The sequence below is a fragment of the Marinomonas aquimarina genome, from assembly GCF_900089755.1.
Classification (GTDB): Bacteria; Pseudomonadota; Gammaproteobacteria; order Pseudomonadales; family Marinomonadaceae; genus Marinomonas; species Marinomonas aquimarina.
This window is the reverse complement of the sequence record NZ_FLOC01000008.1, coordinates 136,944-150,387: the sequence shown is the minus strand read 5'-3', so window position 1 is coordinate 150,387 and position 13,444 is coordinate 136,944. Positions and strand designations below refer to the sequence as shown.

The following is a 13,444-nucleotide window of genomic DNA, read 5'->3' as shown; positions in this document are numbered from 1 at the left end:
GGGGCGTACGACATAGCGCTAAAGAGCATCGCATGGCTCTACGCTCTGTGGATGAGGCACTGTACATGTACAGCGCGAAAACCTCAGGGACGAACGGCTATAAAATGGTGGACTCTTTAGGTGCTCAATCATAAAACGTTGTTAAAAAAACTAATTTGATCAATTGGTTGAACTCTTTGCATCGTTAACTTTCGTTACCGTTCTGCTACGAAATGACACATGTTTTACTGCCAAATATCATGTAATTTGATGTTTTCGCAGATTAGATTATAAAAATTGCTTATTTTTATGTTCCTATATGAATAAAGTCTAATGAAGTGTCAGGGAGTAGAGTATGTGGTATCAAGTAGGCAAAAGCGTGTTTGCAAGCTTGTTGATTGCGCTGTTATCAGTGAACATAAGTGCCGCAGACAAAAAGATTGCTTATTTAGTCTCTGATCTTCGTATTCCTTTTTGGGACATTATGTGGCGTGGTGTGCAGTTTGAAGCACAACAACTTGGCTATGATATTCAGGTCTATTCCGCACAGAACAGCGCCAAAACCGAGTTACAGAATATTGTCGCGGCGTCTCGTTCTGGTGTCGACGGCATTGTCTTATCTCCAACCAATTCCTCTGCCGCCGTGACGGTATTAGATTTTGCTGCCCAAGCGAGCATCCCAGTAGTGATTGCCGATATCGGCACGCAGGGCGGCGAGTATCTTTCCTATATCGAGTCGAACAACTTCGATGGTGCCTATCAATTAGGGCAAGTGCTCGCTAAGGCGATGACAGCAACGCCTTCTCATCAGGGCAGTGTCGGCATTATTGCCATCCCACAACAACGTAAAAATGGTCAACTGCGTACCGATGGCTTTCTCAAGGCCTTGGCAGAAGCCGATATCAAAGCGTCTGATATCCGCCAACAAGTGGACTTTTCTTATCAAGAAACCTATCGCTTCACCGAACAACTGATCGTCGAAAACGAAGATATGAAAGCCTTGTGGTTGCAAGGCTCAGACCGTTATCAAGCCGCCTTGGATGCCATTCGTGACATGGGAAAAGCAGGTCAGATCTTGTTGATCTGTTTTGATGCCGAACCGGAGTTTAGTGACATGATTCGTCAACAAACATTAGTGGCGGCAGGGATGCAGCAGCCGTTTTTAATGGGCAGCAGAGCGGTGGATACCTTGCATCAGTATTGGCAAGGTGAGCCAGTGGACAAAACGCAGCAGTTAGATGTCTTGGCCGTGTCAAAGCAAAACCTAGAGCAGCTGTTACCCACTATCCAGCGCAATGTCCTTGGTATTCTTTCCAGTGAGGAGTAGCCGTTGCCCATGAGCCTTCAGTCATCCAGTAAGAAAAAGTCGCTCTTCACGGTCGTCAGCAGCGCCATCATGTTACTGGTGTCTTTAGTGTTTATCGCTAACTCGTTTTACTTCTACAAAATCCAAAAAGAGCAGCTAGAGCTAGAAATTATTGGGCAAGCGGAAGAAAGTGCTGGCCGGTTAAGCCAAACGCTCGCTTCTTTCATGGAGTCGTACCAAATAAACGAATACCAGAAATTGGTGCAAAGTGAGATCTTAACGCCTAACCACTATGCCTTGTCGGCGATCTTAGTGGAGGATTTCAATATGGCTGAGATCGTTGGCGAAGAGCACTTTGTCACAGGCCGCATCATCGATGCAGCGGGTAATAGCCGCCCCTACTCATCCACTCAGCCAGAAGATCAAGCGCTGCTTGAAAACGCCTATCACAGTAAAGCCACTGAGATCCGCTCGAGCAACGGGGAGCTGATTGGACGATTATTTGTTTATGTCGGCGCAAGGACGCTTGAGCGCAGCATTGAAGCGTTGGTAGTTAACACAGCCGTCATTACGGTAGCGTTACTATTTTTGCTGTTAACCCTCCTGTATTTTTTGCTGCAAAAGCTTCTCATTTATCCCTTGAGCCATTTCACCCAGGTGATCGCTGATTGTAATGAAGATGGCATCCCGCGCGCGCCCATGCCCGAGTCGAATTATCGTGAAATTGACGACTTATCCAATACGGTGCGTGATATGGTCAATGCGATCACGATTGCTCAAGACAGGCTCAAGCAGGAGCGTTTGGAATTAGAAAACGTCATCAATGGTACTCGCACAGGCACTTGGTATTGGAACATTCCAACCGGACAAACTCGCTTTAACGAACGCTGGGCCAGTATGGTTGGCTACACCTTGGAAGAGTTACACCCCATTTCCATTGATACTTGGGTGTCCTTGGCACACCCTGAAGACGCCAAACTGTCTGAAAAAGCCCTCAAGGCTTATTTCAACGGTGAGACAGATTACTACGAATGCGAAGCACGTATGCGCCATAAAGATGGCCATTGGGTCTGGGTGCTGGATCGTGGCCAAGTGTTTCAATGGAACGATCAGGGCGAGCCGATTGATATGTTTGGCACGCACCAAGACATCACTGTTCGCAAACAGAGTGAAGTGGAGCTGGCACTGGCGGCGAGTGTTTATCAGCAAGTTCACGAAGGGATTTTGATCTCCAATGTGGCCGGTCAAATCGTGGATGTGAACGATGCCTTTACTCGCATTACTGGTTACCAGCGCGATGAGGTCATTGGTCAGCAGCCGAGCATCTTAAAATCAGGCCGTCACGATAAGAGTTTCTATGACCAACTGTGGCAGACCTTAAAAACAGAAGGGTGCTGGAGTGGTGAAGTTTGGAACAAACGTAAAAATGGTGACATCTACCCCGAACTGATCACCATCAGTGCAGTAACAGACAGTTTTGGTGAGTTGAGCCACTATGTGGCGTTGTTCTCTGATATTACCTCTCTCAAAGAGCATGAATACCAGTTAGAGCGTATTGCCCATTATGACAGTCTGACCGGGCTGCCAAACCGCTTCTTGTTCCGTGATCGTTTGCGTGTGGCCATGTCTCGGGCGAAAAGTCGCAATGAAAAGCTGGCCCTGCTGTTCCTAGATCTAGATGGCTTTAAAGAAGTGAACGATTCCTTTGGTCATGAAGTAGGGGACCAGTTACTGGTGTATTTGGCGACGACCATCACATCATTATTGAGAAGGGAAGACACGTTTGCTCGCATTGGTGGGGATGAATTTATTCTTATTTTACCGGATGCAACGAAAGATAATGTGTTGGAAAAAGTCATTCACACCTTGCTAGAGAGCATTGCCGAGCCAGTGGATTTAAACGGGCGCCTTGTGCAAGTGACGTCTAGTATCGGGGTGGCCATTTACCCCGAAAATGATGACATGGATGCGGATCAGCTGATTCGTCAGGCTGACCAAGCCATGTACAGTGCTAAGGTGGCGGGTAAGAACCTGTGTCGCTTCTTCGACCCAGAACAAGATCGCTCAATTCGCGGTTTCCATGAAAATGTCACACGTCTGTCCGAGGCTCTGGCGGCCGATGAATTCGAGTTGTATTACCAACCTAAAGTAAATCTTAGAAGCTTAGAAGTGGTTGGGTTTGAGGCGCTGATTCGTTGGCATCACCCTGAGCAAGGCGTGCTATTACCAGGGCGCTTCCTACCGGATATTGAAGGCAATTTACTGATGGTGGAAATTGGCGAATGGACGATTCGACAGGCGCTTGAGCAGCTTTTTATTTGGCAACAGCATGGCTTACATTTACCCATCAGCGTCAATGTCTCTGCCATTCACTTGCAACAAAAGAACTTTATTGATTCTTTGGAAGAAGTGCTCATCGAATATCCGACAGTACCGCCAAAATATCTAGAATTTGAAGTATTGGAAACCAGCGCCCTAGAAAACATGGAGCAAGCACAGCTGATCATTCATCACTGTGACGACCTCGGCATTGAATTCTCCATTGATGACTTTGGTACTGGCTACTCAAGTTTGTCCTATTTAAGAGATATCCCGGCAAAAACGCTCAAAATTGACCAAAGCTTTGTCAAAAACATGAGCGATGAAAACGACGATCGCCTCATCTTGGAAGGCATTATTGGATTGGCCAAATCTTTTCATAAAAAAGTCATCGCCGAGGGCGTCGAAGACATGGCCTACGCTGATGTCTTGCTTGAATTGGGCTGTGAATACGCGCAAGGCTACGCCATTGCTCGCCCTATGCCTGCTGCCGACGTGCCTCAATGGGTGGCGCAGTGGCGAGCGCAAACGATTAGCCAGCAAGCGTCAGCACCAGGTCTGCTCTGAGCCAATGATCTTGATGCGTCACGAAGATCAGCGCACCTTGATAGTGTTCTAGAGCAGCGGCTAACTGCGCTTGGCTATCGAGATCGAGGTGGTTATCGGTTTCATCGAGGATCAATAGCCCCTCACTGGGTAACTGGCTGATCAAGAGCAAAGCCACCTTCATGCGCTCACCGCCACTGAGGTGTGAGCAGGGTAGAAACACGCGATCGGCTCGTAAGCCAATGCTGCCAAGTAAGGTACGCAAAGTGCTTAGGTCGAACCTTGGCAGCTGCTCCTGTAGCAATGCCAACGGTGATGTATATTGATCTAATAAGCTCAAATGCTGATCCAGGTAGAGGGCTTCAGTGTGCTGTTTTAACTCACCCGCTAGCAAGGGCTGTTGTCCAAGAATGCACTGAATTAAGGTGGATTTACCGCTGCCATTCGCACCTTCCAAACGCAAACGCTCCCCCCGTTCAAGCGAGATGGTGATCGGCGTTGCATCACCATAGGGCAAGACGCCTTGAAAAATATCCAGAACTCGCCGCTGGCCTTTTGTTTGCCCTGCGAGTGATAGCTGTAGCTTTGATACCTGTGTTTGCTGACTTTGCTGTTGGCGTAGATGGACCTGTAGGGCTTGGCTGCGCTGTTCGGCAACGCGCTTTTGCGCACCAGTTTGTGCCTGAGCTTTGTTCTTCTTGCGGTCCAATAGCAGCTTGGACTGGCTACCCGATTGGCGTTCTGCTTCACCTTGGCGCTGTCGTTGTTCCGCCTTCAGCTCGCGAGCCTGTTGCTCGCGCTGCTCTTTTTTCAATTGTGCTTTGGCGTGGCTGATGGCCTTTTGCGTGTCCTGTCGCTGCTTTTCGAGCAGGGCTCTAAGGCTTCCAAAGTCCATCTGATGTGGCGTGACCCCTTGCTCATCCAATACCAAGAAGTGTTTCACACTGTTTAGCAAGGTGGCGTCATGACTGACTAACAGCACGGTGCTGTTGGTATGTTGTAGCTGTTTTATGAGCCACTGGGTGGAGGCTTTGTCGAGGTGATTACTGGGCTCATCGAGCAGCAGGACGTCTGGTTGTTGCTGAAATAAGCCAATCAAACGTACCTTGGTGCGCTGCCCGCCACTTAGAGTATGCAGGGGCTGCTGCAAGTCCAATGACAGATGAGCGTCGTCTAACCAAGCTGTGGCCAGCTCGCGCACCTGCCAATGCTGCTCAAGCAGATCGATATCCGCCTCCTCGGGCACACCTTGTTCAACACGCAATAAAGCATCGAAATATAGCCCCTGTCCTAAGGCATCAATGACACGCAGGGCTGATACATGCTCCGCCGAGGCTTGCTCATAGGTCAGTAAGGTACCTGACACAGACACCCCTGATACCTGCTCGGCAATACAGCGTAGTAAGGTCGATTTGCCTATACCGTTGCGACCTATTAGCGCCGTAACATGATCAGACGGGGAACAAGAAAAAGATAGATTGGAGAACAGCGCATCACCATTTGGCAATGCATAAGACAGATTGGATAGCACCAGCATAACACGCTCACTCGGAAGTCTGTGACTTCCTCACCTTGATTCAACAAAAATAGAAAAGTTGGAAAAAGGCTTAGTTGTTCACGGCGCGTTACGCTCCTCTGCAAGTGATAAGATGGCACCAGTGTAGGGCAGCAGGCTAAGCGGTGCAATGATGCGTCAAAAATAATGCTCAATCGATTTGTAGCGTTGGCGTATATGCTCGATTAACAGTTTCAGCTTTTTCGGCAGTTGACGGGTAAAGGGGTACACCGCGTAGACGCCGAGAATCTTACCGACTTGCTGCGGCAAAATATCAATCAGCTCACCGTTTCGAAGGTCATGGTAAACCAAACAGCGTGGCAAGTAGGCGATGCCATGACCCCCAAGAGCGGCTTTGCGAAGTGCGGTGGCATTATCACTGGAAAACGAACCGGATACTTTCACGGTATAGTTTTGCTCTGCGCCTTTAAATTCCCATTCATTGGCACCAGTGGTTTGGTAGGAATACTGCAGGCAATTATGCTTCACCAAGGACTCCGGTGTTTCTGGGCGACCATAGCGTTTGATGTAAGCTGGTGAGGCACAGACAATCCAGTGGGAATCCAAAATATGCCGCGCAATCAGGCTGGAGTCTTCCAAATGGCCGGTTCGAATGACTAGGTCGTAGCCCTCCGTTACCAAATCGACAAACTGATTATCCAGCGACATATCGACGCTTAACCCTGGGTGCAAGTTGCAAAACTCTGCCACTGCATCGGCCAGCAATAATTCTCCCGAAATCGTCGGCACCGACATTTTGACATGGCCTTGAATCGACTCACCAAACCCTGCTACCGCATTGCTGGCTTCTTGCGTTGCCTGTGCCACTTGTTTGGCTTTAATAAACAGTGCTTGGCCGGCTTCGGTCAGCGTCAGCTTGCGAGTGGTGCGGTACAAAAGCTGGACGTTGAGGTCTTTTTCCAAGCGTGCAATGCGTTTACTGACCACCGAGTTGGTCACGTCATTTTGCTCGGCAGCTTTGCTAAAACTGCCCAGCTCGACCACATGGGCAAATAAGATCAGATCGTCAGAATGCATACTATTATGTAACTTTTGGAAATAATGTTTTTAATTATGGGCATATATCAAACAAAGATAAACCGATAGATTCCTCTGCACAAAAATAAATCAAACACAGAAGAGATCCCTGCATCGCGATCAGCCTTTGCTAGCGGCTGGCGTTGTATGCGTTATCTCAGCTTAGGAGTCTTGAATGAGCGAAGCGTTATTAGCCATTATTGCCTTTATTCCCATAGTCGTCGCCGGCGTGTTGCTGGTGGGGTTCAACTGGCCAGCCAAGAAAGCGATGCCGATCGTCTTGCTGCTGACCGTGATGATTGCGTTTACCACTTGGGGAATGTCGATTAACCGCATTCTGGCTTCTTTGCTGCAAGGCTTGGGCATTACCGTGACCGTCTTGTGGATCGTGTTTGGTGCCATCTTCCTACTCAATACCTTAAAGCATACGGGCGCGATTACGGCGATTCGTAATGGCTTTACCAATATTTCTCCTGACCGACGCATACAAACCATCATCATTGCTTGGTGTTTTGGCTCCTTTATTGAAGGTGCGTCAGGCTTTGGTACCCCTGCGGCCATTGCGGCCCCTTTGTTGGTAGCGATTGGTTTCCCTGCTTTGGCGGCGGTCATGGTGGGGATGATGATTCAATCCACCCCTGTCTCTTTCGGTGCAGTGGGTACGCCTATCATTGTGGGTGTGAACAACGGCCTTGATGTACACAACATCAGTAATGCCTTGATCGCTAATGGCTCGACTTGGGAAGTGTATATCCAGCAAATCACCACTAACGTGGCCTTGATCCATGCGCTGGTGGGCACCTTGATGCCAGCCTTTATGGCGGTGATGCTGACGCGCTTCTTTGGCGCTAACCGCAGTTGGCGCGAAGGCTTGAGCATTCTGCCATTTGCCTTGTTTGCCGGTTTAGCCTTCACTGTGCCTTATGCTCTAACGGGGATGTTTCTGGGTGCTGAGTTCCCATCATTAGTGGGTGGCTTGGTGAGCTTAACGCTGGTGGTGGGCGCGGCTAAAGTTGGCTTCTTAACACCCAAAACAGCGTGGAATTTCGCAGATGAAAAGGATTGGCCAAACAGCTGGTTAGGGTCGCTAAAAATGAGCCTACAAGATGACGTTGATAAAGCGCCAATGAGCCTGGTGAAAGCTTGGTTTCCCTACGTGTTGCTGGCGGCAATCTTAGTGATCAGCCGTGTTAGCGGCGAGTTTAAAGCCCTGCTGTTGAGCGTAACGGTTGGCTTTAAAGACATTCTGGGTGAAGTGGGCATCAGCGCCTCGTTTGCCCCGCTTTACTTACCAGGTGGTATTTTGATCTTCTCGGCCTTGGTGGCAACACTTGTACAAGGCAAGAATATGAATGCCTTTAAAAATGCCCTAGGGGAATCGACGAAAACCTTGGTCGGCGCAGGCTTCGTATTGGTATTCACGATTCCTATGGTGCGCATCTTTATCAACTCGGGGGTGAACACCGCGGATCTTGCCAGTATGCCAGTGACGACGGCGAATGTTGTTGCCGGCATGGTGGGGGATGCCTTCCCAGCGATCAGTGCCATGATTGGTGCCTTAGGTGCCTTTATTGCAGGTTCTAACACGGTGTCGAACATGATGTTTAGCCAATTCCAGTTTGAAGTGGCGCAGGCATTAAGTGTCTCCAGCGCAGCGGTGATTGCACTGCAGGCGGTGGGCGCTGCGGCGGGCAATATGATCGCGATTCACAACGTCGTGGCCGCTTCTGCAACAGTAGGCTTGCTGGGCCGCGAAGGGGCAACGTTACGTAAAACCATTATCCCAACTTGTTACTACCTGATTATGACGGGCATCGTCGGCACGGTAATCATTTACGGTGTGCAGCTGACCGATACCTTGATGAAGTAATCATTTTTTATACCTAAAAAGGGTGGGCAACTTAGCTCACCCAGCAATATTCATGGAGTGTTATCTATGATCATTTCAGCATCGACTGACTACCGTGCCGCGGCCAAAGCCAAGCTACCGCCATTTCTATTCCATTACATTGATGGTGGCTCATACGGTGAGCATACAATGCGTCGCAACACGGATGATCTAGCGGACATCGCTTTGCGTCAGCGCATTTTGAAAAATATGTCAGACTTGAATCTTGAGTCTGAACTCTTTGGCGAAAATCTGTCCCTACCGATTGCCTTAGCCCCCGTGGGCTTAACCGGTATGTATGCCCGTCGTGGCGAAGTACAAGCCGCCAAAGCGGCAGAAAGCAAAGGCATTCCGTTTACCTTATCGACGGTATCGGTTTGTCCGATCGAAGAGGTGAGTGCTGCCGTCAGTAAACCCATTTGGTTCCAGCTATACGTGCTTAAAGACCGTGGTTTTATGAAAAATGTGCTCGAGCGCGCCAAAGCTCAAGGCATTAAAAATTTGGTGTTCACAGTGGATATGCCAGTGCCGGGGGCCCGTTACCGTGATATGCACTCAGGTATGAGTGGCCCGAATGCGGCGCTTCGCCGTGTCATGCAGGCCATGACTCACCCCGCGTGGGCGTGGGATGTGGGCATCAATGGTAAGCCCCACGACCTAGGGAACATTTCCACTTACCGTGGTGAGCCAACCAAGCTTGAAGACTACATTGGTTGGTTGGGCAAAAACTTCGATCCATCGATTTCTTGGCAAGACCTAGAGTGGATTCGTGATTTCTGGGACGGCCCGATGATTATCAAAGGCATCCTTGATACCGAAGACGCCAAAGACGCGGTTCGCTTTGGCGCCGATGGCATCATCGTTTCCAACCACGGTGGTCGTCAGCTAGATGGCGTCTTATCGTCCGCGCGCGCCTTGCCAGAGATCGCCGATGCGGTCAAAGGCGACATTAAAATCCTCGTGGATTCCGGTATTCGCACCGGCCTTGATGTAGTGCGTATGTTGGCGCTGGGCGCAGACTGCACCTTGCTTGGTCGTGCCTTTGTTTATGCCTTGGCCACAGCGGGGCAAGCGGGGGTAGAAAATGTACTCGACCTGATCGAAAAAGAAATGCGCGTTGCCATGACGCTGACGGGCGCAAACAGTATTAAAGACCTAAGCCGTGAATCATTGGTAATCTAAGCCTTGTCTCACTCGTCTGAGCGAATGATGCGGGCACTTTCTTGCTCGGTATTAATCGCTCGGATTGGGTAAGGAATCACAATATTCTCTTCTTTAAAGCGTCTGTGTAGTTGTTTGATAAAGGCTGCCCGCAGGAAGAACTGATGGAAGAATTCTTGGCCTTTGAGAATCACAGTAAAGTTAATACTGGAATTATCGAAGGTATGGAAAAACACAATCGGATCATGAGTCGGCACGCCAAACTCATGTTCCTCCATTAGTTGCTTGCCGACCTCCTTAACGACTGCTTCGACATGCTCGAGATCTGAATCGTAATGAACGCCGACTTCCACCGATACTGACATCTGTCGTGAGGGGTAAAAGTAGTTAATGATTTTGGACTCGGACAGCACACTGTTAGGCATAATCACCGTATTATTTGGCAGCATCTTTATCCAGGTAGAGCGCCAGCCGATTTTCTCCACAAAGCCTTGTTCACCAGAATCCAGCTCAATGAAGTCTCCCACCCGAATGGGACGGTCCACCAATAGCTGCACACCAGAGAAAAAGTTCTCCAAGGTAGGTTGTAGCGCTAGCGCCACGGCTAACGAACCAATCCCTAATGAAGCAATTAATGGGGTTATGGAAATGCCCAATGTGCCCAGTAGCACCAGAATGCCGATGCCAAAAACGAACGATCGGCTGATGCCTTTGACGATCGGGCGACTGCTTTGTAGCAGTGATGACTTGTCGCTGTAGTGATTAATACTGCCGGTGATGATGCGGTCTAAGAAAAACACCGCGGCAATCACCAGCAAAATTGGCATCGCGTAGAGGGTGGAGCCTTCTATCTTCTCGCCGATCACGGCGTCTTCTGATGTGAGCTTTTCTAAAAGAAATAAACCGATGCAGAAAATCAGCAGCGAAAGGGGGACTTTTATGGCGTGTAGCAAGAGGGAATCTAAGAAAAAGTTACTCTTGTCCGCCAATCGGATTAAACGACTCAGTACCAAGCGCTTGATCAGCAATAACGCACCGATAATGACCAGTACAATAAAGACAGGTAGCGCCCAATCTGGAAACAGCTGGTTTAAGGAACTGATATCATTCATAAAAGCATCCTTATCAGAGAATTATGAATGATCGCTGCAAGTTTTGTTCCTTTGCGAATGTTGAGTCCTCAGCTTCGGCGCTTAACGACTGCTTTACTGCGTCATTCCATGCCATTCAATTTGCTTGCGCATATCTCCGGTCGTCAGCGTAAATCAAACGCATGGCATACCGCTAATGTGCTTTTGTAGGACCTCGGTTCCCGAGGGAAAAGTTTCTCTGCCTAGGTAATGTTTCGAGGAGGCTGAGATCTCAGCTTTGGCGCTTACCGACTGCTTTGCTGCACCATTCCATGCCATTCAATTATTCATTACGCTGGGGAACCAGTACTTAGTTTGACGGTCAATCCGATGCATAGCAGAGGAGAGAACCATGTTAATTAAAAACAAGAAACGGTCTGACTGTTCTGAAAATGAGGTAACGGATCAATCTGTATATCTTAACAGACGCCAATTTATGAAGGTCTCGGGTGGTGCTGCGTTAGGGCTTGGTTTTGGAAAGGCCTTTGCTGCGCTGCAATCGGGGAACCCATTATCGCCTCCAGCATCACTGCAAGATGCCTTTCATCGCATTGCCGAAACCCCATTTGGCAAAGAGGAAACCCCCACCCCTTATGAAGTAACGACGTCTTACAATAATTTCTATGAATTTGGCTATGGCAAGGACGATCCGGCAAAAAGGTCCGCAACGCTCGAAACACGTCCTTGGAGCATTACCGTCGAAGGGGAGGCTGAGGTCACGGGTGTCTTTGATTTAGAGGATATTATCAAAGAAGCGGCCTTAGAAGAGCGAATCTACCGCCTGCGCTGCGTTGAAGCTTGGTCAATGGTGATTCCTTGGGTAGGTATACCGCTTGCTGACGTGTTGAAGAAATTTAAACCCACTTCCAAAGCCAAATTCGTCTATTTCGAAACCCTTTATGATCCGAAGCAAATGCCTGAGCAGCGCGGTGGTTCGATCAATTGGCCTTATCGTGAAGGTTTGCGCATCGATGAAGCCATGAACCCATTGGCGTTACTCAGTGTCGGCATGTATGGCAGTGTCTTACCGAATCAAAATGGTGCTCCGGTTAGGCTGGTGGTGCCTTGGAAATATGGCTTTAAGAGTATTAAATCCATCGTCAAAATACGCTTCGTTGAAAAGATGCCGACCTCTACTTGGATGGACCTTGCGCCCAATGAATACGGTTTTTATGCCAATGTGAACCCGCAAGTAGATCATCCGCGTTGGTCGCAGAAAGAAGAGAGAAGGCTGCCAAGTGGTGTGATTTTCCCAAATGTGATGGAAACAAAAATGTTCAATGGTTATGAAGACGAAGTCGCCAGTTTGTACGCTGGCATGGATCTAAAGAGACATTTTTGACGTTATGAGATTCTGGGATCGAAAAGAAAAACCATATTTACTGGTGGTGTTTTTACTGCCGTTTGTTTGGATGCTGGGCTCTCTTTTATCAGGTCAGTATTTTCCTGACCCCGGTAAATTACTTATGCGCTTAAGTGGCATTTGGGCTTGTGTCTTTATGGCGGCGGCCTTGTCTGTCTCGCCCTTAATGAAAGTAAAACACTTAAAGGTATTGGCTCGCTATCGACGGTTTGTTGGGCTCTCGGCGTTTTTCTACGCCCTTGTGCATCTATTGATTTACTTAGTCCTGTTCGCCGGTCTTAGCTGGAACTGGATACGTTCGGATCTAGTGGAAAAGCCTTATATCTACGCAGGGGTTTTGGCGTTAGTGATTCTCTTTGCATTAGCCATCAGCAGCACTAAGAAAATGATGAAGCGACTCGGGCGTCACTGGAAGCGCTTGCATCGCCTCGTCTATCTCGCCGCCATCGCCATAGTGGCGCACTTATGGTGGCAAGTGAAAAGCGACACCTCTCTGGCCGTGATCTTTTCAGTCGTGTTCGCGCTGCTGCTAGGCTATCGATTGCTCGGGGGGCAGAAACGTTCTAACGCCTTCTGATAGCCTTATTTTCATAACAAAGTCGGCTCGACCTCTGATGGCGGGCTGACGTTCGCCAAGCCTCTCGCCTTTAGGTAAAGCGTAGAGTGTGCTCATTCTAAGAAGGTCAAATGAAGGTGAACCTTTTTGGAGATAATAGAAATAAACATTGACTCGGTTAACTGTTGTATATATATTGAACGCAGCTAGAAACACAGCGTCTTTTTAACATCCTCTTTACGTAGCGTTATTCGTAGTTCTCCGTCCTGTAGTATTTAAAACTTTGTTCTCTTTCCCGCTATATCCGCCTTTTCAAGGCTCTCTTATTTTTTGATCTACAGGTATATATTTATGTCTACTACAATGACTGGCACAGTAAAATGGTTCAACGAAACAAAAGGTTTTGGCTTCATCGAGCAGAAATCTGGTCCTGATGTGTTCGCTCACTTCAGCGCGATCGTAAGCTCTGGCTTCAAAACGTTGGCTGAAGGCCAAGCGGTTGAATTCATCGTGACGAAAGGTCCAAAAGGCCCTCAGGCTGAAAACATCGTAGCGCTATAATCTGTCATAGATGAATTGCGATACAAAGAAGAGGTTGCCGTC

Annotated in this window: 10 protein-coding genes; 7 read left to right on the top strand and 3 right to left on the bottom strand. The window is 48.6% G+C overall.

Going from position 1 to position 13,444, the window contains the following annotated elements:
- Positions 1-334 precede the first annotated feature (334 nt).
- Both MAQ5080_RS08590 and MAQ5080_RS08585 read left to right on the top strand, forming a co-directional pair.
- Complete coding sequence (locus tag MAQ5080_RS08590) at positions 335-1,306, top strand: substrate-binding domain-containing protein (RefSeq protein ID WP_082861061.1); 972 nt, start codon at positions 335-337, stop codon at positions 1,304-1,306.
- Between the two features lie 9 nt (positions 1,307-1,315).
- Positions 1,316-4,171, top strand: coding sequence for a bifunctional diguanylate cyclase/phosphodiesterase (locus MAQ5080_RS08585; protein ID WP_067208594.1), 2,856 nt, complete (start codon positions 1,316-1,318; stop codon positions 4,169-4,171).
- On the opposite strand, the gene MAQ5080_RS08580 is transcribed toward MAQ5080_RS08585, so the two are convergent.
- On the bottom strand, positions 4,137-5,687 hold the full coding sequence (locus tag MAQ5080_RS08580; protein ID WP_067208597.1) for an ATP-binding cassette domain-containing protein: 1,551 nt from the start codon (positions 5,685-5,687) through the stop codon (positions 4,137-4,139). The genes MAQ5080_RS08585 and MAQ5080_RS08580 overlap by 35 nt on opposite strands.
- A gap of 156 nt (positions 5,688-5,843) precedes the next feature.
- A complete protein-coding gene (locus MAQ5080_RS08575; RefSeq protein WP_067208599.1) occupies positions 5,844-6,743 on the bottom strand; it encodes a LysR family transcriptional regulator in 900 nt (299 codons plus the stop codon).
- A 175-nt stretch (positions 6,744-6,918) separates the two neighbouring features.
- Between MAQ5080_RS08575 and MAQ5080_RS08570 the strand changes: the two genes are divergently transcribed.
- Both MAQ5080_RS08570 and lldD read left to right on the top strand, forming a co-directional pair.
- The gene (locus MAQ5080_RS08570; protein WP_067208603.1) at positions 6,919-8,613 is read left to right on the top strand and encodes an L-lactate permease; all 1,695 of its coding nucleotides are present in this window, start codon (positions 6,919-6,921) and stop codon (positions 8,611-8,613) included.
- 66 nt (positions 8,614-8,679) lie between these two features.
- Positions 8,680-9,813 carry an FMN-dependent L-lactate dehydrogenase LldD gene (lldD, locus tag MAQ5080_RS08565; RefSeq protein ID WP_067208606.1) on the top strand — a complete coding sequence of 378 codons (1,134 nt, stop codon included), beginning with the start codon at positions 8,680-8,682 and terminating at the stop codon, positions 9,811-9,813.
- Between the two features lie 8 nt (positions 9,814-9,821).
- Here the strand turns inward: lldD and MAQ5080_RS08560 are convergent, their stop codons facing one another.
- Entirely contained in the window at positions 9,822-10,904 is a 1,083-nt protein-coding gene (locus MAQ5080_RS08560; RefSeq protein WP_067208609.1) for a mechanosensitive ion channel family protein, read from the bottom strand.
- Positions 10,905-11,274: 370 nt separating this feature from the next.
- Between MAQ5080_RS08560 and msrP the strand changes: the two genes are divergently transcribed.
- From msrP to MAQ5080_RS08545, 3 genes are all read left to right on the top strand, one after another.
- On the top strand, positions 11,275-12,264 hold the full coding sequence (msrP, locus tag MAQ5080_RS08555) for a protein-methionine-sulfoxide reductase catalytic subunit MsrP (protein ID WP_067208612.1): 990 nt from the start codon (positions 11,275-11,277) through the stop codon (positions 12,262-12,264).
- A 4-nt stretch (positions 12,265-12,268) separates the two neighbouring features.
- Entirely contained in the window at positions 12,269-12,862 is a 594-nt protein-coding gene (msrQ, locus tag MAQ5080_RS08550) for a protein-methionine-sulfoxide reductase heme-binding subunit MsrQ (protein WP_067208615.1), read from the top strand.
- Between the two features lie 330 nt (positions 12,863-13,192).
- Positions 13,193-13,402, top strand: a complete 210-nt coding sequence (locus MAQ5080_RS08545; RefSeq protein ID WP_067208618.1) for a cold-shock protein — start codon at positions 13,193-13,195, stop codon at positions 13,400-13,402.
- Positions 13,403-13,444 lie beyond the last annotated feature (42 nt).

Coding starts and splice junctions, on each gene's coding strand:
- MAQ5080_RS08590 (WP_082861061.1), top strand. CDS start 335: ATGTGGTATCAAGTAGGCAAAAGCGTGTTTGCAAGCTTGTTGATTGCG.
- MAQ5080_RS08585 (WP_067208594.1), top strand. CDS start 1,316: ATGAGCCTTCAGTCATCCAGTAAGAAAAAGTCGCTCTTCACGGTCGTC.
- MAQ5080_RS08580 (WP_067208597.1), bottom strand. CDS start 5,687: ATGCTGGTGCTATCCAATCTGTCTTATGCATTGCCAAATGGTGATGCG.
- MAQ5080_RS08575 (WP_067208599.1), bottom strand. CDS start 6,743: ATGCATTCTGACGATCTGATCTTATTTGCCCATGTGGTCGAGCTGGGC.
- MAQ5080_RS08570 (WP_067208603.1), top strand. CDS start 6,919: ATGAGCGAAGCGTTATTAGCCATTATTGCCTTTATTCCCATAGTCGTC.
- lldD (WP_067208606.1), top strand. CDS start 8,680: ATGATCATTTCAGCATCGACTGACTACCGTGCCGCGGCCAAAGCCAAG.
- MAQ5080_RS08560 (WP_067208609.1), bottom strand. CDS start 10,904: ATGAATGATATCAGTTCCTTAAACCAGCTGTTTCCAGATTGGGCGCTA.
- msrP (WP_067208612.1), top strand. CDS start 11,275: ATGTTAATTAAAAACAAGAAACGGTCTGACTGTTCTGAAAATGAGGTA.
- msrQ (WP_067208615.1), top strand. CDS start 12,269: ATGAGATTCTGGGATCGAAAAGAAAAACCATATTTACTGGTGGTGTTT.
- MAQ5080_RS08545 (WP_067208618.1), top strand. CDS start 13,193: ATGTCTACTACAATGACTGGCACAGTAAAATGGTTCAACGAAACAAAA.